At 61.1% G+C, this 22,267-nt stretch carries 14 protein-coding genes and 5 pseudogenes; 12 read left to right on the top strand and 7 right to left on the bottom strand.

What is annotated here, in order from left to right:
- From ACQKQD_RS31375 to ACQKQD_RS31360, 4 genes and pseudogenes are all read left to right on the top strand, one after another.
- The coding region (locus ACQKQD_RS31375; RefSeq protein ID WP_427510599.1) for a winged helix-turn-helix domain-containing protein at window positions 1-159 on the top strand (159 nt) is incomplete at its 5' end.
- Between the two features lie 297 nt (window positions 160-456).
- Window positions 457-1,485, top strand: a pseudogene (locus ACQKQD_RS31370) (IS110 family transposase).
- A 732-nt stretch (window positions 1,486-2,217) separates the two neighbouring features.
- Window positions 2,218-3,435, top strand: coding sequence for a flagellin (locus ACQKQD_RS31365; protein WP_427510593.1), 1,218 nt, complete (start codon window positions 2,218-2,220; stop codon window positions 3,433-3,435).
- 61 nt (window positions 3,436-3,496) lie between these two features.
- A protein-coding gene (locus ACQKQD_RS31360; RefSeq protein ID WP_427510592.1) for an IS5 family transposase occupies window positions 3,497-4,251 on the top strand; the annotation gives its coding sequence in 2 pieces (ribosomal slippage) (window positions 3,497-3,821 and window positions 3,821-4,251; 756 coding nt in all).
- 633 nt (window positions 4,252-4,884) lie between these two features.
- Here ACQKQD_RS31360 and ACQKQD_RS31355 read toward each other — a convergent pair.
- The 3 genes from ACQKQD_RS31355 to ACQKQD_RS31345 form a co-directional block, all read right to left on the bottom strand.
- Window positions 4,885-5,496: a TetR/AcrR family transcriptional regulator gene (locus ACQKQD_RS31355; RefSeq protein ID WP_427510591.1), complete on the bottom strand. Its 612-nt coding sequence runs from the start codon at window positions 5,494-5,496 to the stop codon at window positions 4,885-4,887.
- A 98-nt stretch (window positions 5,497-5,594) separates the two neighbouring features.
- Window positions 5,595-6,902 carry a phosphomannomutase gene (locus ACQKQD_RS31350; RefSeq protein WP_427510590.1) on the bottom strand — a complete coding sequence of 436 codons (1,308 nt, stop codon included), beginning with the start codon at window positions 6,900-6,902 and terminating at the stop codon, window positions 5,595-5,597.
- Window positions 6,903-7,682: 780 nt separating this feature from the next.
- On the bottom strand, window positions 7,683-8,285 hold the full coding sequence (locus ACQKQD_RS31345) for a TadE/TadG family type IV pilus assembly protein (protein WP_427510589.1): 603 nt from the start codon (window positions 8,283-8,285) through the stop codon (window positions 7,683-7,685).
- Between the two features lie 1,064 nt (window positions 8,286-9,349).
- Here ACQKQD_RS31345 and ACQKQD_RS31340 point away from each other — a divergent pair.
- A protein-coding gene (locus tag ACQKQD_RS31340) for an IS3 family transposase (protein ID WP_427510588.1) occupies window positions 9,350-10,533 on the top strand; the annotation gives its coding sequence in 2 pieces (ribosomal slippage) (window positions 9,350-9,635 and window positions 9,635-10,533; 1,185 coding nt in all).
- Window positions 10,534-10,566: 33 nt separating this feature from the next.
- Here the strand turns inward: ACQKQD_RS31340 and ACQKQD_RS31335 are convergent.
- A pseudogene (locus tag ACQKQD_RS31335) lies at window positions 10,567-10,806 on the bottom strand (transposase); the annotation flags it as partial.
- 66 nt (window positions 10,807-10,872) lie between these two features.
- Between ACQKQD_RS31335 and ACQKQD_RS31330 the strand changes: the two are divergent.
- A pseudogene (locus ACQKQD_RS31330) lies at window positions 10,873-11,184 on the top strand (transposase); the annotation flags it as partial.
- 2 nt (window positions 11,185-11,186) lie between these two features.
- On the opposite strand, the gene ACQKQD_RS31325 reads toward ACQKQD_RS31330, so the two are convergent.
- The gene (locus tag ACQKQD_RS31325) at window positions 11,187-12,950 is read right to left on the bottom strand and encodes an FUSC family protein (protein ID WP_427510587.1); all 1,764 of its coding nucleotides are present in this window, start codon (window positions 12,948-12,950) and stop codon (window positions 11,187-11,189) included.
- An 819-nt stretch (window positions 12,951-13,769) separates the two neighbouring features.
- Here ACQKQD_RS31325 and fumC point away from each other — a divergent pair.
- A complete protein-coding gene (gene fumC, locus ACQKQD_RS31320) occupies window positions 13,770-15,323 on the top strand; it encodes a class II fumarate hydratase (protein WP_427510598.1) in 1,554 nt (517 codons plus the stop codon).
- 57 nt (window positions 15,324-15,380) lie between these two features.
- On the opposite strand, the gene fixJ is transcribed toward fumC, so the two are convergent.
- Entirely contained in the window at window positions 15,381-16,019 is a 639-nt protein-coding gene (fixJ, locus tag ACQKQD_RS31315; RefSeq protein WP_427510586.1) for a response regulator FixJ, read from the bottom strand.
- Window positions 16,016-17,473 carry an ATP-binding protein gene (locus ACQKQD_RS31310; RefSeq protein WP_427510585.1) on the bottom strand — a complete coding sequence of 486 codons (1,458 nt, stop codon included), beginning with the start codon at window positions 17,471-17,473 and terminating at the stop codon, window positions 16,016-16,018. Before ACQKQD_RS31310 ends, fixJ begins: the two co-directional genes overlap by 4 nt.
- Before the next feature lie 246 nt (window positions 17,474-17,719).
- Here ACQKQD_RS31310 and ACQKQD_RS31305 point away from each other — a divergent pair.
- From ACQKQD_RS31305 to ACQKQD_RS31285, 5 genes and pseudogenes are all read left to right on the top strand, one after another.
- Window positions 17,720-18,181 (top strand): annotated as a pseudogene (locus tag ACQKQD_RS31305) (lyase family protein); the annotation flags it as partial.
- A gap of 58 nt (window positions 18,182-18,239) precedes the next feature.
- Window positions 18,240-19,103, top strand: a complete 864-nt coding sequence (purU, locus tag ACQKQD_RS31300) for a formyltetrahydrofolate deformylase (RefSeq protein WP_427510584.1) — start codon at window positions 18,240-18,242, stop codon at window positions 19,101-19,103.
- A 185-nt stretch (window positions 19,104-19,288) separates the two neighbouring features.
- Window positions 19,289-19,936, top strand: a pseudogene (locus ACQKQD_RS31295) (transposase); the annotation flags it as partial.
- 318 nt (window positions 19,937-20,254) lie between these two features.
- A complete protein-coding gene (locus ACQKQD_RS31290; RefSeq protein ID WP_427510583.1) occupies window positions 20,255-21,250 on the top strand; it encodes a LysR family transcriptional regulator in 996 nt (331 codons plus the stop codon).
- Window positions 21,251-21,331: 81 nt separating this feature from the next.
- The gene (locus tag ACQKQD_RS31285; RefSeq protein WP_427510582.1) at window positions 21,332-22,255 is read left to right on the top strand and encodes a LysR substrate-binding domain-containing protein; all 924 of its coding nucleotides are present in this window, start codon (window positions 21,332-21,334) and stop codon (window positions 22,253-22,255) included.
- Window positions 22,256-22,267: the final 12 nt, after the last annotated feature.

Below are 22,267 nucleotides of genomic sequence, written 5' to 3'. Positions count from 1 at the left end.
ATGGACGAGCCCGAGCTGAAGATCATCGACGTCTTCATCTGCAAGCTGCGCAAGAAGCTCGCCAACGCCAGCCAGGGCAAGAACTACATCGAGACTGTCTGGGGCCGCGGCTACATCCTGCACGATGGGAATGGCGGGATGCGAGCCATGGCAAGCTGATGGGCAGGCCCCGGAATGCGGGCTCTATTACTGCAGATCCTACCTCGTCGCGAGACTGGGGCGAACTTTCTCAAAGCATAGGAAGAGCCGTAAGCAGCCCTGGTGTCTAAATATGAGGCCTCCTTGGGGTCTTCAACGATGCGAAGGGCCTGTTTGACGACGCCGGAACTGGGTGGCTTGTAGGTCGGGTCGGCCAAGCAGATGGGGTGGATGGCTCCCGCTCCAACTGACGGCACCTCGGTGCCAAGATGTGGTCGCTGCCGAAGCAGCAGCCACGCAGATGCAGGAGCCATCCCCATGGAGATCGCCACCGTCGGCATCGATCTGGCCAAGAGCATCTTCCAGGTTCACGCCGTCGACGCGGCCGGGCACGTCGTTGTTCGGAAGGCGCTGCGGCGGGCGCAGGTCATGCCGTACTTCGCCAAGCTGCCGCGCTGACTGGTCGGCATGGAGGCATGTGGCACGGCGCACCACTGGGCCCGGGAACTGATGAGGCTCGGCCGTGACGTGCGGCTGATGCCGCCGTCTTACGTGAAGCCGTATGTGAAGCGCGGTAAGACCGATGCGAACGACGCCGCTGCCATCTGCGAGGCAGTGACGCGCCCGAGCATGCGGTTCGTGCCGGTGAAGTCGACCGAGCAGCAGGCGGCGCTGGCGCTACACCGGGCGCGCGACCTGCTGGTCAAGCAACGCACGCAGCTGGTGAACATGATCCGCGGCCTGCTCGCCGAGTTTGGGATCGAGATGGCGCGGGGCCTGCGGCACGCGCTGGAACTGGCGGCCAGGCTCTCGGCCGGAGACGCGGCCGAGGTGCCGCCGCTCGCCCAGCGCGTGGTGACCGGGCTGGCCGATCAGATCGGAGCCTTGGAGAGCCAGCTTACCCGGCTGGAGAAGGAGTTGCTCGCCTGGCATCGAGACAGCGACCTGTCGCAGCGTCTGGCGACGATCCCGGGTGTCGGCATCGTCTCGGCGACCGCGCTAGCCGCCTCGGTGAGCGAGCCCGAGCGCTTCCGCTCCAGTCGGCAGTTTGCGGCCTCGTTGGGACTGACACCGCTGCAGAACTGCAGTGGCGGCAAGGAGCGCCTGGGCCGGATCTCACGCATGGGCGACCGCTACCTGCGTCGCCTGCTCGTGGTCGGCATGACCTCTCTGATCCGCCGCGCGAAGGCGACGCCGACCTCGGTCGACCCGCGGTTGCCGGCACTGCTGCAGCGCAAGCCGGCGCGCGTGGTGACCGTTGCGGCGGCCAATCGCACGGCGCGGGTCGCCTGGGCGATCATGACCCGCGGCGGCACCTACCGCGCACCAGCGACCGCGGTCGCCTGACAGCACGAAGAAAAGCGTTTTTGAGGTTGCGAGGACGATGAGAGTTGATGGCGAACCGGTCAGACCGGGAGCTGGGACACCCCGCGTAACGTCTAGGGCGTCATAGCCCGCAAAGCAGAGTGGGACCCAGTTCGCGGATACCATCAGGGCCAGCAGTCAACATGAACGACTGCATCGACAGGCCGGACACAAGACTGCACCCGACCAACGCGTCAGAAGCTCAATTCGCCACTTGCAATGCGGGAGCCATCCACACAAGACGTTGTTGCCTCGTCTCCGTCCCAGACATCCCGGTTGTCGAAGGCCGTTCATTACCCTTCGGCGGCCATCTCAGGTTCAGGCAACGAACAAGACGGATGCTGAGCGCATTCCGGACAAGTCGGCCCTGGCCTTCCCGACGGTAGATCAGCGGATAGCGGAGAGGCAGTTGGCCCAGTGAGCATTGACGTGGTGTCGCAGAACCACGTGGCTCACAGGTCCTGCTGAAGGCACGCAGGGTTGGATTGATTGCGTCCGATCCGCCACAAGTTGTAGTAAATCAACCTCTGAACGATCGAATGTCGATCCTTTCTGCTCTAGGATAAATAGAAGGAAACGGCGCTCGTTATTCGCTTGTTTACTTTAAATTATTAATTTCTAGATTGTTTCCGCATCCGGCTTGATCTGGCAGCGGCTTTATTGCTCATGAGATTGCCGCAGAAGCGGCATGTTGAGTCAGAAAGATAGCCAATCATGTCTTCGATCACTCTGTCGGCCGCCACGCGCCAGAACCTGCTCTCGCTGCAGGACACCGCCCAGCTGATGTCGACCACCCAGAACCGGCTCGCGACCGGCAAGACCGTCAACTCCGCCCTCGACAACCCGACCAACTTCTTCACCTCCCAGGCCCTCGACGGACGCTCCTCGAGCCTGAACTCGCTCCTCGACGGCGTCTCCAACGGCATCCAGTCGATCCAGGCCGCCAACCAGGGCATCACCTCGATCCAGAAGCTGGTCAGCCAGGCCAAGTCGATCGCCAGCCAGGCGCTCTCGACCCAGCTCTCCACCACCGGCACCGCCGCCAACGCCTACAGCGCCAGCACCGCCTCCCAGACGGTGCTCATGACGATCAACGGTACCTCGGTCTCGGCCACGGTCGCCGCCTCCTCGAGCATCAGCGCCACGGTCGCAGCCCTGAACTCTGCGGTCGGCTCGGCCTCGACCTCGTCCAGCGGCTCGTTCGGCGCCGGCGCGATCTTCTCGGTCGACAGCACCGGCACCAAGATCGTCCTGAACGCCCAGGCGGACGTGGAATTCCAGAACTCCGGCAGCCAGACGGCGCTCGGCTTCACCGCCTCGGCCACTACCGCCTCGACCTACGGCACCGCCGCCAGCACCGTCGTCTCCAGCGACCTGTCGATCTCGGGCGTGACGCAGCGCGCCTCGCTGGCGAGCCAGTACAACAACCTGCTCAACCAGATCACGCAGCTCGCCGGCGATGCCAGCTACAACGGCGTCAACCTCATTGCCGGCAAAGGCAATGACATGAACATCAAGTTCAACGACACCGGCAGCTCGAACCTGAACGTCGCCTCGGTCGACGCGACCGCCAGCGGCCTCGGTCTGTCGTCGATCACCGGCTCGAACAACTCGACGAGCCAGAACGGCCTCGGCAACTTCCTGCTGAACGCGGACGTCAACAAGACGCTCGCCACCCTGACCAACGCCGGCAACACGCTCAACTCCGCGGCGAGCGCGCTGGGCTCGAACCTGTCGGTGGTTCAGAACCGCCAGGACTTCTCCAAGCAGCTGATCAACGTGCTGCAGACGGGCTCGGCCAACCTGACGAACGCCGACCTGAACCAGGAGGCGGCCAACTCGCAGGCGCTATCGACCCGCCAGTCGATGGGCATCTCGGCCCTGTCGCTGGCCAACTCCGCCCAGCAGGGCGTCCTCCAGTTGCTTCGGTAACCCATAACGGCTGGCACGGTTGAACCGCGGCGTCGTTAGTTCTCTGAGCAGGAGGGCCTTGATGGCGCGGTTTGATCTGACGGATGCGGAGTGGGCGGTGATCGAGCCGCTGTTGCCGACGGACGTGCGCGGCAAGGAGCGCGTGGATGACCGGCGGGTGCTTAACGGGATCTTCTGGCGGCTGCGCACGGGCGCGCCCTGGGCTGACATCCCGGCGCGCTACGGCCCACATACGACCTGCGGCAACCGTTTTCGGCGCTGGCGCAAGCGTGGCATCTGGGATCGGCTTCTGGACGCGGTGTCAAAGGCTTACGACGTCGACCTGCAGATGATCGACGCCACCAGCGTGCGGGTTCACCAGCATGCCGCATGCACCCAAAAAAAGATGGCCGATCCGGTGGCATGGGTCGCTCGCGCGGCGGCCTGACGAACAAGATCCACGCGCTGGTGGACGCCGAGGGCCGTCCGGTGGCGCTCAAGGTCACCGCGGGTCAAGCGCACGATGGGCGCGCGGCGGCCGACATGCTGGGCGGTCTGGGCACGGGCCAGATCCTGCTGGGCGACCGAGCGTACGACAGCGACGCGTTACGCGCCCAGATGGCTGAGCAGGGCGCGTGGGCGAACGTCAGGCCGATGCCCAACCGCAAGAAGGTGTTGGCCTTCAGCCCGTTCCTGTACAAGTACCGCAATCTGGTCGAGCGCTTCTTCAGCAAGATCAAGCACTTCCGGGCCGTCGCCACGCGCTACGACAAGGATCCCGACAACTTCCTCGCCAGAGTCAAGCTCGCAGCCGTGCGGGTCTGGCTGCGAGCTTAATGAGTCCGCGACCTAGACCATCGAGGTCACTTTTCAGGAGGCACGTGCCAATCTCGAGGTCGAGACACAGCGGCAGTGGTCCGACACGGCGATCACCCGCACCACGCCCTACCTGCTCGCCCCGTTCTCGACCGTCACACGGCTGACCGCACGCCTCTCGGCTCGCCACCGGCGACGCATCGCTGCGGCTACGTGGTATCCCAAAACGCGCCCAACCTTCGGCGCTCTGGCCGCCGTGCGCTGCGCGATCTGGCGCGAGCGGACTTTGGCAACATCACCGCAACGCCGCGTCCGAATAAAACCCCGCTTCCATTTGTCCGCGCCCAAGCAGGCTGTTGAAGAACTCGGCCAGCCTCGAGCGATGAAGGGGATGTCGTCGCCGGCGTGGAAGCCGATTTCGCCCCAAAGCGGTCGGTTGGCCTCAAGCTCGGCCCGTCCGGAGCCGCAGGCCTCAACCATCCCGTCGCTGCCGTTTCAGTCGAACTCAACGGCAGGCTAGTCACGGGTGAGAGACAGGAAGGACCCGTGGCACCGAAATAAGATGACTGACGTTTATAGACCGCCTGGCAATATGTCTATAGGGTCCAGCGCGATTGGCCTCGCTGGTTCGCGTTTTATATAATATTTGTGCGTCTAGCATATTTTCCATCGCGCAATCAGTATTTCTGAGACAAGATCGGCGGAACGTATAATATCAGCTTTCGAATTGAATATTTCCGCAGATTTCTCTGCCGCCCCAATCGTCAGCAAAACGCCGAAGTTTACATCGAGATTCATACCGATAGGCCTATCGCGTAATACACGTGCTATCAATTTCCGGAACAAATTGGAACCTCGCGCTATAGCCTCTCGATATTCGACCGTGTTCCACATATCTACAGCAGCCGCTCGGATAGCTCTCTTCAACTCCGCCTCCTGCGCTTCAATCAAAAAATATTCTCGGATGAAAATCCGGAACATTTCCGCATCACCCAAAGATTTATCGATCAGAATGGGAGAAAGATGAGCACGCTCCTCCTCCCAACTTAGGTGAATGAGATGCAATAGGAGCGCTTCTTTGTTCGGAAAATAGCGGTAAAGCGACGCGATATTGACATCTGCTTCCTCAGCCACCCGGTTAGTCGTAAACCTCCCTGCACCATCTCTTGTAAGGACGGTTACTGCCGCCTCCGCGATGTTAGCGACCGTCGCCAGAGCGCGTTTCTGCTTGATCTGTCGGCGTAACAGGTAGCTATCACTGAGCATTGTGCGACACAATCCCGATTGACTTTGTTTAAATCACAGATATACGAGAATAAAAATATAAATATGGGAAGTTTTTACGTGTAGAACGATCGGATGTTTTATCGAGTCAACCGAGCTTCGGATATCGCTTGGACAAACATTGCCTGCAAGGCATTATTTATCTCTGCAGAGCTGCTGGCTGTATAGAAATAGCCGTCGGAGGCGCAAGATTTAAGCGAGCCGGGAACGCTCGGCAAAAGAGAATTTACCCTTTGGTTCTCATAACCTACGTTGGTATTAAAAGGCTGTTGAAGTGGCATATATGGGATGTACAGAATTGATATTTTGACGCCTTGATTTTTGAGGGGAGCACAAAGATTAGGATCAAGAAGGTTTGAGTTCGATCCTGTCCACTTGCTCTGATCAAATAAGCTTGCATTACCATTGTAATACTGAGAATTCGCGACCCCGTCCGTGACAAGGAAGACGTAGGGCTGTGCCTTTGCCGATGAAGATCCATCACCAATTCGATTGGCCCGGATTTTATTGAGTATTGCAGGCAAGACATTCTCAAAATGTGTCCCTCCACTCCCGCGGGGGGTGCTGGAGTCGCCGACGTCCATATAGCTTTCGAGATTTCCAGCGAGCGGCATGAGAGTGTCGATCGCGGCGGTAAGATCCGCCGCCGTCTCTATATAGCTCACGAAGGGATACAAGCCGATGCGGAACTGATTGTTTAGCGTCGCTTTTTGCTTCGCAGTACTTATAAGCTGAGCGACGGCGTTGCCAACTGTTGCAATTCTGAGTTCGACGCCGCTTGCTTTTGCAATTCCATATCCGTGATTATTTGTTGCAGTTTCTGGAAAATGGCAGGCAAACGCACAATTATTAGATGTTTGACCATTATTCATGTCAGGGTTCTGCTTGGCGAAGCTCACTTGCTGGTCAGTGCTTGTGGGAAATCCCATTGAGCCGGAAGTATCGAGTAAAAGATAGAAATCGGCGTAAGTTCCCATCTTGAGACGCGAAGATACGTTACCGTTCAGAACTACTATCGGTTGTCCAAACAACCGACCAAACGATGATGAATAGCTACCCTGATAGCTGACGGTGGCAATTAGCTCCTGACTACTCCGCTTGAGGTCAACAGTCGGCTTGGCATGTACGGCAGTAGTCGCGCTTGCGGCATTAGCTTTGAACGCGGCAGAAGCGCGCTGAAGACCCGCGGTAATCGCGTTCGCGGTGGGATCTGCCTCGTTGTTTGGGTTGGCCGAAATGAAGTCACGTGCGGCAGTGATGGCGGCGATCGCCGCCGCGTCGGCAGCAGTGTCTAAGCGAGCTTGGTAGTTCACCTTGCGCAAGTACTCGATTCCGAGACCTAGGCTCCCGACCATGGGCAGGAGAGCAAGGCCGAACAGGATCAGCACGTTGCCGCTTCGGTCGCTGGCAAGGGTTCGGCACCATGTTGCGAATGCGCCAAAGAAGCGCGGACAAAGATGTTGCATCCGAACCTCAGGGTATTGCGCATGACCAAGTGAAGCTAGATCCTGCCGATCTGTCGTAAGTTATGGCAGAAACGTAGCGGGGGGAGATGTAGAACGACCGTCGAATTTGTATATGGCCAACTACGGATTGCAGAAATAAAGGGACGTAGTCGATGCTAACATCGGCCACGATCAGAAAGCCCGAGCCAAAAGTATCGGCTGGCAAGGTCGACGGAGAGGGTTGCTCAGTGTCTGGAGCCGCGTTTAGAGGCACCCCACACGGCCGTCCTATACCGCCGGTCCACGCCACGTAGGGCGTGTAAGTACAATTCTTCTTGCAGTTTGCTCGCGGCTTGAATTGCACGCCAGAAAGAGACGAATGGATTACCGACCAAACGGATTGGCTCCGTGACGTGGCTTCTTTCATAATCTCCGGGAACACCACGAGCTGCGATTGAAAAATAGCATCCATATCTGCTTGATTTATTGTCCCAGTGTCATTTCGGGCAATGAAATTGGCCATAGTACTGGCTGTAAGATGAGCCTTCCGCACAAAGATTGTATATCTCGCAAGATCATAAGCGACCAAAGCCAATACAATGATCGCCGGCATAATTAAGGCAAATTCCAGAGCTGACGTCCCGCTAATGTCAACAATCAACGATCTCCTAGCCCGAGTTTGCACCGTTTTGGGGGAAATCCATCTGCGGTAAAAGGGTATAATCACGGGCAGCTCGTAGTAACACTAGTGCCGGTGTATGGTTCATTTCGAAATGCAGCGGCAGATCGTACAAAGGTCACGATTTTCCCGTTCCAATTTTGTCCGGAAATCAATTTCCATATTGGGCTGATTAAAGGCAGGGCATAAAACACTTGTAAATATTGATATGCTCCTGCAGATCCGGCACAATAGGTAGCCTGATTACTATCCATATTTGCCGGAAGAAGGCCACTCAAATCGGCCTTAACAAAAGCGGCGTAGCCAGGAGCACTTGGCCCCACTGTTGCAGTCTGGAGGCTGATAATTACGTTGGCGCAAGACAAACCTGGCATCAGAGCCGGACATAAGGCAGTGCTCTTGAATCCCGCCGCGGTGCTCGCCTCTGGAGTTAAGCTTCCCACCATGATCGTTCGTGTGGCTAAGCTTGTAGCGCGCTCTACAGCGGCGGAGCAATATAAGTACGCAGCACCTTGAAACACCTCAAGCATAGCCACGAGTATCAGTGGGGAGATCATGGCAAACTCGAGGGCCGCGGCGCCGGATTGGTTGCGACGGAACGTCGAATTTGCTACTCTTTTGTGAGATAGAGCCTGATCAGTCTCCATAGTCCCTCTCGCAGGAGCTGTGTTCCAGATCGATCAAGGTGCATCATATTTTTGCGGGTGTTAATTTTTTCCGATCACTACTTTATCGATGCTATCTGAGTCACCGCATCAACTAGGGATTGATGCCTTGAGCTTTGCTACGGTCATCACATTCAGGAATGGCAATTTGCGGGAAAACTGGCGAGCCCCAGAGGCAAGTAGGGTCGACATGTAGGTTCTTCCGCAGGTTCGGTACTAAGGGCTTTTTGAGGCGTTGCTCCTCGGAGAGTCCCAGGGTCAGCACGAAGGCGATCTCGTATCCGTCGCTGCCCTCGGTTGACGAAGTGGCTGTCGGTGAAGCGAGCCGGATCATGGTTGATGCCCTTGGCGGCGATCCGCTTGCCGCGGAGGCGCTCGATTGTATCGTCCAGTTCCAAGACTACGGGGCCGGTTTGCGCGAATGCCTCGACGAGGAGCCCAAGCAGGATACGGGTTCGGAGCGCGGGCACCACGCTGCGCGGTTGAGGATGCGGTGGACGTTCCCGAACCGTCGCTCCTGCGGGCGATCCGTGATGCGCAGGGCGCTTGTCACGGTGCGCTGCCCCGGTGTGAGGATTGCGCCGAAAAGCAGGTTCTGGGCTTGTCGCCACGAGCGGTGGACGAACAGCGGCGCGAACGTCGGGATGATCCCGGCGAAGCGGGTAGGCAGGGGGAGCATGGCGGTGTCTCTTGGCGGGGACGCCACCAGCCTATTCCTTACTCCCGCTTCGTCACCTCCGCTCGCTCGACCCGCCACGGATGGCCAAAGGTACCATGCAGGGAGCTGGAGATTGGATCACTCTCCAGTTCTCTGACTTTGGACCGGGGTTGGCCATGCATGATCGTGAACAGATCCAGACAAACCTTCCTAAGGTTGCTGTGTTCGTCACGCTGGAACTCAGCAAGTCAGCATGGCTTCTGGCCGCCCAGGCTGTCCCGAGCGGGAAGACCTCCGCACACCGGGTGAGCGGCGGAGACGTGGAGTGATCCTCCCTCGGCATCGCGGACACCTCTGATACGCTCATGCTGAGCGGGGAAGGTGTCGGATGGCGAAGACGAGACGAGAGTTCACGCCCGAGTTCAAACGCGAAGCGGTCGCCCTGCTGGAGAGCAGCGGCCGGCCGCAGATGCAGGTCGCGGCCGAGCTCGGGATCCAGCCCTCGATGCTGAGGCAGTGGCGTGCCACGCTGAACGGGGCCTCACCCAGGCCGCGGTCTGCTGGATCGACGGGCGCCTCGCCACCAAGCCCAGTTGCGTCCCCGTCCGATCAGGCCGCCGAGATCGCCCGCCTGCGGCGTGAGCTCGACCGTACGCGCATGGAGCGCGACGTGCTAAAAAAAGCCATTGGCATCTTCGCGGAGATGCCCAAGTGACCTTCGCCTTCATCGAGCAGCATGCGCGGACCTGGCCGGTGCGTCTCATGTGCCGCGTGCTCGGAGTTTCACCCAGCGGCTTCGACAGTTGGCGGTCACGGCCTGAGAGCGCCAGCTCGGCCTCCAACCGCCAGCTCCTGGACGACGTCCGGCGCATCCATGCCGCCCATCACCGGCGCTACGGCTCCCCGCGCGTGCATGCCGCCCTGCGGGCCGAGGGCCGGTCTGTCAGCCGCGGACGGGTGGAGCGCCTCATGCGCCGGCACGGCATCCGTGCCCTGGCGGGGCGTCGGTTCCGGCCCTGTACGACCGACAGCCGTCACGATCTCCACATCGCGCCCAATCTCCTCAAGCAGGACTTCTCAGCCGCGCGGCCAAACACGGTCTGGCTGGCCGATATTACCTACCTGCCGACCGGCGAGGGCTGGCTGTACCTGGCCGCCGTCCTTGATCTGGCCACGCGCAAGATCGTCGGCTGGTCGATGCGCGATCACATGCGCACTGAGTTGAGCGTGGCGGCGCTGATGATGGCCGCCCAGCGGCAGCGACCAACTGCCGGGCTGATCTGTCACTCGGATCGCGGCAGCCAGTACGCGGAGGAGGCCTACCGGAGGCAACTCGCCGGCATGGGAGCAAGGCCGTCGATGAGCCGCACGGGTTGCTGCTACGATAATGCCCCGATGGAGAGTTTCTTCCACACGCTCAAGGTCGAGCTCGTCCATCAGCGACGATGGGCGACCCGAGATGAAGCGCGGCGCGATCTGTTCGCTTACATCGAGGGCTACTACAATTGGCAACGCATCCACTCGGCACTCGGCTATCTCACGCCCGAGCAAGCCGAGAGGACCGCGAAATGATCTCCCTGTGTCCGCGACACCGAGGGAGGATCACAGCGTCGCCACGTCGAGCATCGCCTCGGCTAGCAGCTTCTTGAGCTTGCGGTTCTCCTCGTCGAGCGCCTTCAAGCGGCGCGCGTCCGAGATCTCCATGCCGCCGTAGCGCGAACGCCACGTGTAGAACGTCGCATCGCTGATGCCGTGGCGGCGGCAGATCTCAGTGACCGGCAGCCCAGCCTGCTGCTCCTTCAGGATGCCGATGATCTGCTCTTCGCTGAACCGGCTCTTCTTCATCGTCCGTCTCCTGATCCACGGACTCTAGCTTCAGAATGAGGGCAGACCAGGGGGCAAGGTCAGGGCGTGCGCACCGGCCGGCGTGGTCGCCCGCGACGCAGACCGGACAAGCTGCACGCCGACAAGGGTTACGATCACCGTCGCTGCCGGCGCGAGTGCCGGGCCCGCAGCATCACACCACGGATCGCGCGACGGGGCATCGAGAGCAGCCAGCACCTCGGCCGCCATCGCTGGATCGTGGAGCGTACCTTGGCTTGGCTCGCCCGCTTCCGCCGACTGACCATCCGATACGAGCGACGCGTCGACCTGCATCTCACATTCACGACCCTCGCCTGTGTCCTCATCTGCTGGGCACAGATCGACCGGTTTTGTCCCTGACTCTAGGGGGCTTGCCTCAATGTGTACCAGAGAGCTGCGGCCTCACCGGCCAGCCGGCGCGCCGCTACCAGATCGGCAATGTCGGACTGGTTTGGCACAGCGCCGAGGACCCAATCCGGCGCGTGGACGGCGATTTCCGCTTCAGTGCTGGCGATCCCGGCGGCACGCCGTGTCGCGGCTGTAAGCGCCGTATCGCCAGCTTTAACGGCATCGAGGTAGGCTTGGTTCGCCGCGAGTGCGGCACCCGCCAGAGCTGCGGCAGCGGGGCGTTGCTCAGGCCAGATCAACACCGTCACGGTGATCGCGACGATGCTGCCGAGAATATTATCAATCATACGCGCGAAAGCTATCCCATCGCCGGGATGTAGGATGCCCATCGTCAAAACGAAGAGAAGGGTGAGGAAGACGACGAAGAGCGTGTAGTTGACTAAACGGACCGCGATCGTCGCGGCTGTTGCGGCAACGATGAAGCCGAGCAGCGGCCAAGCCGCGGGAACCAGCGTCAGGAGGATGTTCGCGAGAACACCGCCGATCACGGAGCCGAAGGTGCGTTCGATCGCCCGGCTCCAGCTCATCTGCCTCACAGGAAACAGGATCACGACCACAGCCATCGCAGCCCAATAGGGATAGCCAAGCCCAAGCCCATGCGCGACGAGTGTGACGATACCGACGCCTGTCCCGCTCCGCGTCGCAGCCTGCACGATCCTTCGGCGTGAAGCCGCCAAAGCGCCGCTGTGTGGAAGCCAGGATGGTGGTGTACAGGAATCAGGATCGCTCAAGACAGCCGCAATCGCCCGTATCGCAGCGGCGTCCGCACCTGGCCGGCCGGCCATATGTCGTACCAGCACGTCAGCCTGCCGGCCGACTTCAGCGATCGCGAGCGCTTCACCAGACAAAGCGCGTCCACTCGCACGAAGGAGCAAGGGTATGGCTTCCAGCGCGCTCTTCGTGTCCTCATCAAGCTGAATCCGTAAATGATCCAGGGCCAGAAGTGCGTGGAAGATCTCGTCTGCCGTCAGCAGTGCCAGGCGCAGCCGTACGGCCATCGCAGGATCATCCAACTCGACATGGCTGAGACTCGCATGAGCGCGCTCAATGGCGGTCCGAACGGCCCGGCGATGCTGGCTCTGCCCGACATGCTGGCCGTCCACACGCCGATGCACGAGGTCCGAAGCCATGTCGTCGATGCGTGCATAGACCGCTGACACGGCCTGCCGGGAGGGAAGCCAGCGATCCGTCCTCCAGACCGCGGTCAGGATCAGAGTCGCCCAGGCGCTGCCACAGAGGAACGAGAGAGCAAGTATGGCGGCGTCGGCCGGCGTCCGCGGGTAACCCGCTGCCACCACCGCTACGACACCGAGCAAGGTGGCAACGAGGGAAGATTGCGTCCACCAGATTGGCAGGAGCGCGGTCATGAAGACCAACAGAGGCCCTGCAGTCACAGCTTCCCCTGGACCCAACCCTGCAAGGGATGAGGCTGCCAAGGTAGTGAGGCTTCCGAAGGCTACGAAGCCGACAAGGAACGAGCGGCGTGTTGGCTCAGGGCCGCCCGTGTCCGCGAGGCATGTCCAGAACGCTGCGAAAATGGCCCAGCCGAGCGGCTTCCATCCCGTCATGAGAGCGAGGAGGAGCGGCACACCCGTGATGAAAGCCGCGCGTGCACCGTCGGAGGGATGGAAGTACTCCGGCATCAGCCCGACGGCGCGCAGCTCAAGCCAGCGTGCGACTTGACGCAGCTGTGTCGGCCCGTCGAGGACCTGACGCAATTTGCCTGACGCTATCTTGGCTAGTCTACTCAATTGCAATCCGTGCCCCAATTAAAGCACATCATAATACTCGCTCGGCACGGATTGATCAAGATCGAGACATAATTCAATTTAGACTGCATTAATTCGCCATGCATGGCCCAGAAAAATGCAAATATGAATTTTACAGCTCTGTCGGAGAGCGCCGGGAAATTTACGTATCATCCTGGATATATATGCCGGTCTCGATTTTTTCAATATTTTAATTTGCAATACTGTAGATAATGGTATTAAATTGACGATCGCGTGGAGAATTTCACACCTAGGAATATTTGGTGACTCGCTCTTGTTATGATGATTGGCGTCGGCAGACATTCCAAAAGATATCGCATCATGTATCGTGGCACCGATTAAACTACTCAACAAGACCTCTGCTACATCATGGAAAGGTGTCCAGATCAGCGGTTGACGCGGTCGCCGCTTCGTCGAGGGTTGAGTGTACGGCTCCGCCGACATCTGGCCCGATCATGTAGCTTGACGCTGCACTAACTTTGAACTCGGATAACCTCGTGAGGGGTGTTTAACGCATGGATCTTACGGTTGAGATCCGTATATCTACCTAAGGCAAGTTCCTAACTGAAATAGACGGCAGATCGTCTATATCAATACTACAAATGCCGAGACTGCCAATCACGGGAACCCCGAAGCACCGTGCAGCTCCGCGTGAACGTCATCGCTCTCGCGCGAATGGCGATCGTAGATCAATCGGACGCAAGCCGGGGCTTGACCGAAATGGAAAGGCGATCGGCGTTTACGAGCCGAAGCAAAGGTGAACATGCCATGGAACGTAGAGATCTCCTCAAGACTGGCCTGATAGCGTCGATCGGCTTGGCCGCCGGGGCTGTCACGCCTACCGTGGCCTCCGCGTCAGATAGCGCCGACGTCGGCTCGCGAGCCGCAACCGTGCCGACCGCCCCGCCCACATCCGACGGCGGCGGCTTCCGTCTCGAGACCGATAGCTTGGGTGAGGTCAGGGTTCCGGCCGACAAGCTCTGGGGCGCTCAGACGCAGCGGTCCCTCGAGCATTTCAGCATCGGCACCGACCTAATCCCGAGGGAAATGATCCCGAGTTACGCGACGCTCAAGAAGGCAGCCGCCAACGTTAACGCTGCCGAGGGGCGCCTTGGTGAACCGCAACACAAGCTCATCGTCCAAGTCTGCGACGAAATCCTGGCCGGACAGCACGCCGACATGTTTCCCCTGCACGTCTGGATGACCGGTAGTGGTACGCAGTTCAACATGAACATGAACGAGGTGATCTCAAACAGGTGCTGCCAGATCGCTGGAACATCGCTCGGGAGCAAGTCCCCTGTTCATCCGAACGACCACGTGAACATGTCGCAGTCGTCGAACGATTCCTTCCCGACCGCTGCCTACATGGCCGCGGCAATTTCCGTCAGGCGGACGCTGGTGCCGTCCGTAAGAGGCTTGCGGGATGCGATCGCAGCGAAATCCGAAGAGTGGAAGGATATCATCAAGATCGGGCGCACCCATATGCAGGACGCGGTTCCTATTACGCTCGGTCAGGAATGGTCAGGTTACGCCGGTATGCTGGACGACAACCTCGAGCGGCTCGACGACGCCCTGAAGGGGGTCTACCGACTGGCCCTGGGCGGCACCGCGGTTGGCACTGGGCTGAACGCGATGCCTGGCTTCGCCGAGGCGGTCGCCAAGGAGATCGCGCGCCTGACCAACCTCCCCTTCGTCACTGCGCCCAACAAGTTCACCGTGCAGGGCGCGCACGACGCGCTGGTTCATATGTCCGGGACGCTGCGTACCCTGTCAGTGTCGTTGTACAAGATCGCCAACGACATCCGTCTGATGTCCTGCGGACCCCGCGCGGGCTTCGCCGAGTTGATCATCCCCGAGAACGAGCCTGGCTCATCGATCATGCCCGGGAAGGTCAATCCGACTCAGGCCGAGGCTCTGACCATGATCGCGATCCAGGTCATGGGCAACGATGTCACCACCGGGTTCGGAGGTGCGAGCGGCTACCTCGAGATGAACGTCTACAAGCCGGTCATGATCTTCGATGTTACGCAATCCGCTCGGCTCATGGCCGACGGATGCACGAACTTCCGCAAATTTCTTGTCGAAGGGACAAAGCCGAACCTCAAGAAGATCAAGGAGTACGTTGATCGCTCCCTGATGCTCGTGACCGCGCTCGCGCCGGCGATCGGTTATGACAAAGCCTCGAAGATCGCCCACTACGCGAGCGATAACGACCTCAGCCTGCGGGACGCGGCGTTGAAGCTCGGCTTCGTCTCCCCGGCGGATTACGATCGGATCGTCGATCCGCGGAAAATGGTGACGGCCTACGTCGCCAGGAACTGACGGCGTCCCACACGAGGCGACCCAATCGGTCGCCTCGAGCACGCCGGAGATCCACGATCACCGTTCGGGTGGCGGGTCGGCGAAGGGGGAGCCGCTGAGGGCCATCGCCATGCGAACGAGCTGCGACAGACTGTCGGCATCCATCTTGGTCATCACGTTCGCGCGGTGGGCCTCGACGGTCCGGGGGCTGATCCCGAACTCGCGGGCGATCGCTTTGTTGGATTGACCGTCGACGAGCCTATCGAGCACCTGCCGCTCGCGCGCAGTCAGCGCCGTGGCTCGTTCACGGATAGCTTTCAAAGCTTTCTGATTGTCGCTTACTTCGCTCCCGCGGCGAAGCGCAAAGTCTACTGCGTGCAGGATCGTGTCCTCATTGAAGGGCTTCTCGATGAAGTCGGCGATGCCCGCCTTCATGGCCTGGACCGCCATGGGCACGTCCGCGTGCCCGGTGATCGCGATGATAGGGAGTGACGTGCCCCTTTCCTTCAGCCGCGCGATCAGTTCGAGGCCGCTCAAGCCAGGCATGCGGATGTCTGTGACGATGCAGCCGCAGCCAGCTTCGTCGAGCTTGCCCAGGAACTGATCGGCCGACGCGTAGGTCCGCGCGGCATGCCCAGCGGACAGGAGCAGGAAGGCAAGCGACTCGCGCACCGCCTCGTCGTCGTCGATTACGTGGACGATGAATATCCCGCTCATACCTCGTCGGCCTCGTTGCGGGCCAGAGGGAGGGTGAACCGGAAGGACGAGCCGCGGCGCGGTCCCGGCTCCACCCAGATCCGCCCGCCATGCGCCTCGACGATCGTGCGGCAGATCGACAGTCCGACGCCCATGCCTGAGTCCTTGGTGGTCGTGAACGGGTGAAACAGACGCGCTTCGACCTCGGGGCTGATCCCCGGTCCGGTATCATCTACGCTGATCTGCGCCATTTCTTCGACCTCGGAGGAGGCCACGAGGAGGTGACGCACATCGGCACCGTCCATCGCCTCAATCGCGTTGCGGATAAGGTTAAGGAGAACCTGCTGGATTTGAATTTTATCCGCGATCACCACACTGGCGGACGGGTCAAGTTCGAAGCGAACATCTACGCCTGACTCGGATACGCCGACGAGCGCCAGCGCGGCAGCCTCCTCGATCAGAGCGGGTAGGTTCTCCATGCGCGGTTCCCCTTCGCCGCGCGCCACGAAGTCCCGTACGCCGCGAATAATCTGTCCAGCTCGAAGCGCCTGGGCGGCAGCCCTTTCCATCGCTTCGAGCGCACGGTCCTGGGCATGCCCCGTCTGTAGGAAGCGCCGCCCTCCGTTGAGGAAGTTCGAGATCGCCGTGAGCGGCTGATTCAGCTCGTGCGCGAGCGTGGCGGCCATCTCGCCCATCGCGGATAGGCGCGAGATATGGACCACCTCCGCTTGCAGCTGGCGCAGGCGCCGGTCGGCCTCCTGGCGCTCCGTGAGATCACGCACGAAGACGACGGTGAGCGAGCGTCCACCCGACACCAGCTCCCCGATGGACAAATCGACGGGAAAGGTCGATCCGTCCTTCCTGCGCCCGACCGCGGTGTCGGCGTGGTGAGAACCGGGCTCAACCCGCTTCAAAGCCGGCACCAGAACGTGGCCGCACAGGCCGTGGGCGTCCCGCGCCGCCCAGCCGAAGAGCGCCTCGGCGACGGGACTGAACGACTGGACATGTCGCTGCTCGTCAAGGACGATCATGGCATCCGGAACAGCATCAAGGACCGCTTGGAGATGAGCCTCACGCTCGCGGATGCGGTGGGCCATCTCGACCGTTCGCTTGCGGGTGCGCCGGAGCCGCTCGCCTCCGAGGGCGATCGCCACGCATAGGGTAGCGAAGAGCGTGGTTTCGATCCGGTTCTCCAGAACCGGCGCGCCGCCGCGTGCCAGCAGGATGTAACCAGCAATCGAGCCCAGGAACGCCGCGGCGATGCCCGGCAGAAAGCCACCCAATGCCGCACCGACGATGACACCGGGGATGAACAGCAGGAAAAGCATGCGGTCGCCGACGACGGGGATGATCGCGAAGCGTCCGGCGATGCCGAGCAGCACCAGCACCAGCGCGATGGCGCTGGCGGTCACGACGCGCGGCGGCTCGATCCAACACGTGTCCTCCTGATCCAACAGCTTCCATACATCCTTCATCGGGTCACTACCTCGCCGCTTATGGCGAGAGCCTTTTCCGCGTGCACCCTCGCTTCTCTCCGTACGGGGTTTCCCGGATGCCAAGGGGCCGGGATCGATCCTACCTCAAGTCTTGTCATGGAGCGATCACTTGGGGCCTCCCCGAAGGCAACTGTGAAGATCCAACTGCCGTGGGACTTGCCGCGGCGGCCTCCAACGATCCAGGGGGCATCGGATTCTATGTTCCCGCACGACAGGAAATTAAGCATGGCTTCCACCATCTATGCGACGGTGCAGCTAATACCGGTCGGCATTGCAACCACGGGCACTCGCCACGAGACGGACTCGATGGGCGGGATCGACGTGCCGGCGGACGGTTACTAGGGCGCGCAGACCCAGCGCCCGCTCCAGCACTTCTCGATCGGCAACGATCGCATGCCCAAACGGGTCTACCACGCCTACGGCTACGTCAAGAAGGCCGCCGCCCTGGTCAACGCCGCCGGGCGCCTGGAGGACTGGCGCGCGCAGGCCATCGTCCAGGCCGCCGACGAGACGATCGCGGGGAAGCTCGACGCGAACTTCCCGCTCCTCGTCTGGCAGACCGGCTCCGGCACCCAGTCCAACATGAACGTCAACGAGGTGCTGTCGAACCGCGCCATCCAGCTCCTCGGCGGTACGCTCGGCTCCAAGAGCCCGGTCCACCCGAACGACCACGTCAACATGGGCCAAATCGCAAAACTATCTCCTCACACATCGTGTTCCTTTCACCAAAGAACAGGATCTCGCCATGAATACAAACCCTTTTGTTCTGACGCTGTCTTGCCCGAACCAGCCGGGCATCGTCGCAGGGATTGCCGCGAACCTGTTCGAGGCCGGCTGCAACATTCTTGAGGCCAGTCAATTCGACGATACCGACACCGGTCGCTTCTTCATGAGGGTGGTCTTCAACGTCGTGCGAGAGGGCGTGACCCTCGACGCCATCCAGGCAGGCTTTGCCCCTGTCGCCGGGCACTTCGGCCTCGACTACATCCTGCGTCGGCGCGATGAGTGCCGGCGCGTGCTGATCCTCGTGTCAAAGTTTGATCATTGCCTGGCCGATCTGCTCTACCGCTGGCGCTCGGGAGAGCTGGCGATGGACCTCGTCGGCATAGCCTCGAATCATTCGGAGGAAACTTATACCCATCTCGACTTCGGAGGCGTCCCCTTTCACTATCTCCCGGTCACGCGGGCGACGAAGGCGGACCAGGAGGCGCAGGTCTGGGACCTCGTCCGCGCGACAGACGCCGACCTCATCGTGCTTGCCCGCTACATGCAGGTGCTATCCAACGACCTAGCCGCCAAATTGTCGGGCCGTGCGATCAACATCCATCACTCGTTCCTGCCGGGCTTCAAGGGAGCGAAACCATACCACCAGGCCCATGCCCGAGGCGTGAAGCTGATCGGCGCTACTGCGCATTACGTCACCGCCGATCTCGACGAGGGCCCGATCATTGAGCAGGACGTCGAGCGGATCAGCCACCACGATACGCCCGACGATCTCGTTCGGAAGGGGCGCGATATTGAGCGCCGGGTTCTCGCCCGTGCGATCGCGTGGCACCTCGACGGCCGGGTTATTGGCAACGGTGCCAGGACAGTCGTCTTCCGTGACTGAAGCTGAACGGCATGGCCGCGCCTCTCATCTCGTGTCTGGTATATGGTCCCGGGATGAGGTGTGACGAGTCGATCCTGAAGAGCGCGTCGGATTGGCCATCAACGCTCGAGCCGGTGCGCGCCTGCTGGCAAATCTCTCCATGCCGGCGAGCGCCTCGATGCTGCTGCGCCTCATGCACTTCGCGCCCCTGCCGCGCGTTGCCCGAGCGTCGCCGTGCCGAGGGATGCGAGAGCGGATTGCAGTTTCTGCGCGAACGCGGTTACGCAGGCGGCTCGCGGCAGATCCACGAATGGCTGCAGAGCCGACGGACGAAGCTCGCGATCACCACGCCGCGACGCTGGCGCGACGCCCTCCCCGTCGTAATGGGCCCCGGCTCGGCCGAGCTGCCGGCGCGGCGAGCGCGATTACCGAGATCGAAGGTCCTCGCCTGGATCATGATGGTGGCGTCGGACCGGCTGAGCACGGGTGATGGCGCGCTTCTGGCGCCCATCGTGCAGGATCCCAACGCGGCCACGCTGCACGGGCTGGTCCAGCGCTTCGTCGCGCTCGTGCGCGAGGCTGGGACGAATGGGAACGGATCGGCCGCGCTCCGCATCCGACGTCTGTCTGCCTTCGGGGCCTGGATCGTCGAGGCGAAGGCAAGCGGCATCCGAGCCGCGCAGACGTTCGCCAGCGGGCTCCTTAATGTTGCGGCCGCGGTGAGGGCAGCGTTGACGATGCGGTGAAGCAACGCCCAGTCCGAGGGACAGATCACAAAACTGAAGTTGATCAAGCGGCTGATGTATGGCCGGGCCGGCTTCGACCTCCTGCGACGTAGCGTGTGCCTGGCTCCTAAACCACACGAAATAACAAAGAGCCAATTTTTGCTGTGCAAGTCCACAGACGCGCTCCTCGCTGCGCGGTGCCAACTTATTTTTCGGATGGGGGATGTCGTGAGAGATTACTAACGGCAGATTGTCGCCCTGCAACATTCCTACATCTCATATCTGGTCGTCGTTCTAATCAAGATCGCGACGTTAACGCTCAAGCCGGAGAATCGCGGGAATCGCGCTTTCGTGACATGCCCGGACTAGACCTACGTTGAATATGCAAGCACTGCGGGCATACTAAATCTGCCGCCGGACGCAACGTTCGGTTCTTGGGAACGGACGATGGAAGTCAGACATCTACGCTACTTCCTTACGACAGCAGAGACGGGCAGTTACAAGCTCAGCGCGGAACGCTTGAATCTTGGTCAAGCGAGTCTCGAACGAGCTATGCGGGCCTTGGAGGTCGATCTAAAAACGCGGCTGTTCGTTCGGCGGCACCATACCCTGGAGCTGACCCGTGCTGGGCATGTGCTGAAACAAGCGGCCGCGAAGATGGTTGGCGAGGCCGAGGCGCTGCCGGACCGCGTCAACAGGGGTACGCGCGGTGAGATCGGGACTCTGCAGATAGGTCTGACGGGGTCGGCCTCGTTCAACCCACTGATCCCGACAGTCATTCAGGCTTACCGGCAGATCAAGCCGGGAATCGATCTTGTGCTTTCGGAGGGCAACAGCCAGGATCTCTGCGACAGTCTTTTCCATGGTCGCCTCGACGTGGCGTTCGTGCGCCCGATGCAGGTTCCCGGCACGGAACTCGACTGCTACGTGCTGATCGAGGAGGAGATGGCCCTCATCTTCCCGCCAGCTCATCCCCTTGCAGAGCGGTCTGCGATCTCGGCTGCCGACCTCAAGGACGAGCCGTTCGTCATGTTCCGGCGCGATCTGAGCCCAACGCTGTACGATACCGTGATCAGTGCGTTCGTGCGCGCTGGCATTACGATGCGGATCGTCCAGGAAGTTCCGCAGCTCACCAGTCTCCTGAGCTTCGCGGCGGCCGGCGTGGGACTGACGGTCCTGCCTGTTTCGCTCAGCCGGCTCTCTCTCGGCTGCACAGTGCGGCGGAAGATCGACGGCCTGTCCCTGAAGATTCCGCTCAGCCTCGCTTCCCGCAGCAATGACAGCCGAGTCATCGTGTCCGAGTTCGTGTCGTACCTGAGACGGACAAGCGCTTGCCTGGCCAGCAGCGATGCCGCGCTGCTGCCGAGCACGTGTGAGCGCGATGCCACCCTTATATACGCGCGCGGGGACCGAGCCAGTTCGTCCGTAGCCTGCATCGACTGATTGTGGATCCTGCAGGCTGGCGCGGCGCGACCTTACGTCCTGGGCAGCGTGTTCGGAAGCATTCAATCAGAAGGAGAACACGTGGACTTCCGGCATCTGCATTATTTCATGACGCTATCCCAGGAGCGAAACTTCCGGCGAGCCGCTCACAAGCTTGGGATCTCGCAACCACCGCTCTCTCAACTGATTATGCGGCTCGAGCAGGAATACGGCCATAAATTGTTCATTCGCCACGCCCGCGACGTGGAACTCACCGATGCCGGGCGGATCCTGCTCGAGGGCGCCCGTTCAGTCCTGGCCTTAGCCCGGGAGACGCGCCACCAGATCGAAAGAGTCGGGCAGGGCGAGATCGGGGAACTGGCGATCGGCTTCACCCCCGGCATCTCCTTCCATCCTTTGATTCCGGCCTTGGTCCGCCGTTGGCGGCGTGAACTGCCGGACATCGAGCTGAAGCTGAGGCAGGCGCCGACAGACGAGCTCTGCACCGCCCTCTTCTCAGGTACGGAGGACATCGTGCTGATCCGTCCGCCCGTTGAGGCACCTCAAGCCCTGACCCTTAAGGTCTTGGAGTACGAAGAGATGCGGATCGCGCTCCCGCCGGAGCACCGCTTGCGGCAGGCCGCGCAGGTCGGTCTCGCTGATTTGGCCGACGAGCCCTTCGTGCTCTGGCCTCGATTCCTCGCGCCCGGCCTCTACGACGCGATCATCCAGCGCTGCTTCAGCGCTGGATTCACGCCACGGATCCGCTTCGAGGCGCCTGAGAAGGCGACGGCGATCGCCTTCGTAGCCGCCGGCCTCGGCGTGACGCTGACGCCAGCCTCGCTGTGCCAGATCCACCCCGGCGAAGTCGCCTACCGCCCGATCGCGGACGCACCCTTCTCGGCGCCCATCGCCATCGCCACGCGCCGCGGAGAGCGCAGTCCGGTGATTCATCGCTTCCTGAAACTAACCCACCAGCTCGCCGAGGCCGGAGCGCGAGGACCGCTATGCGCCCCGGCGGGCTAGCTGTGTGGTCCC

This window comes from Methylobacterium sp. NPDC080182, assembly GCF_050281105.1.
Lineage (GTDB): Bacteria > Pseudomonadota > Alphaproteobacteria > Rhizobiales > Beijerinckiaceae > Methylobacterium.
This window is presented reverse-complemented; position numbering and strand designations above follow the sequence as displayed.

Excerpts from the sequence above, each read along its gene's own strand:
- fumC (WP_427510598.1), top strand. The coding sequence starts at position 13,770 with ATGGAACGTAGAGATCTCCTCAAGACTGGCCTGATAGCGTCGATCGGC.
- purU (WP_427510584.1), top strand. The coding sequence starts at position 18,240 with ATGAATACAAACCCTTTTGTTCTGACGCTGTCTTGCCCGAACCAGCCG.
- ACQKQD_RS31355 (WP_427510591.1), bottom strand. The coding sequence starts at position 5,496 with ATGCTCAGTGATAGCTACCTGTTACGCCGACAGATCAAGCAGAAACGC.
- ACQKQD_RS31290 (WP_427510583.1), top strand. The coding sequence starts at position 20,255 with ATGGAAGTCAGACATCTACGCTACTTCCTTACGACAGCAGAGACGGGC.
- fixJ (WP_427510586.1), bottom strand. The coding sequence starts at position 16,019 with ATGAGCGGGATATTCATCGTCCACGTAATCGACGACGACGAGGCGGTG.
- ACQKQD_RS31365 (WP_427510593.1), top strand. The coding sequence starts at position 2,218 with ATGTCTTCGATCACTCTGTCGGCCGCCACGCGCCAGAACCTGCTCTCG.
- ACQKQD_RS31345 (WP_427510589.1), bottom strand. The coding sequence starts at position 8,285 with ATGGAGACTGATCAGGCTCTATCTCACAAAAGAGTAGCAAATTCGACG.
- ACQKQD_RS31310 (WP_427510585.1), bottom strand. The coding sequence starts at position 17,473 with ATGAAGGATGTATGGAAGCTGTTGGATCAGGAGGACACGTGTTGGATC.